The sequence below is a fragment of the Bacillus salitolerans genome (assembly GCF_042680805.1).
Taxonomy (GTDB): Bacteria; Bacillota; Bacilli; order Bacillales; family SA4; genus Bacillus_CJ; species Bacillus_CJ salitolerans.
On the sequence record NZ_JBHUEM010000031.1, the window covers coordinates 1 to 638 of the forward strand.

Below are 638 nucleotides of genomic sequence, written 5' to 3' on the forward strand. Positions count from 1 at the left end.
GAGGCTGGGACATAACTAGCTTCTCTATATGAAAAAAAGTGAAATCGTGTCATCGATTTCACTTTTTTCATTAGATTTCAGTTATGTGCGGACAAGAACTTCTCATCTTGCCGCATATTTTCGTATATTCACGGCCATTAATGCGAGGCCGATTTCGTTTTCAACTTTCAATTTTCCACGTACTGAAAGTCGAGTGAAACCTAAATTAGCCTTCAAGAATCCAAAAACTGGCTCCACGTCCATTTTACGTTGGCGGTAAATGGCAGCCGTTTCTTCATCTGAAAGCTTCGTTCTCACATATTCTTTTTGTTGTTCCCATTTCTCATTAATCATGAGTTGGCGATTTTTCCCTTCTTGCGCTTTCGTACAGTTTTTACGAAGTGGACAGCCCGTACAGTCCTCACACTCATAGACTTTGAACGTACGCTCGAATCCTGTTTTATCCGTGCGAACCGAATGATATTTAAATTGAACTGGTTGCTGATTTGGACAGGTGTAGCTATCACTTTCCTCATCGTAGGCCCAATTGCTCGATTTGAACGGGTCGTTTTTGTATTTTTTCTTTTGTTCATTTAAATAATGACCATACGTAATGAGTGGTGTACGCTTGCGTTTTGAAAGAATATCATCGTAATTTT

At 39.5% G+C, this 638-nt stretch carries 1 protein-coding gene; it reads right to left on the minus strand.

Features of this window, described 5'->3' with window-relative positions; translation table 11 throughout:
- Nucleotides 1-102: 102 nt before the first annotated feature.
- The coding region (locus tag ACFSCX_RS16305) for a transposase (RefSeq protein WP_377929314.1) at nt 103-638 on the minus strand (536 nt) is incomplete at its 5' end.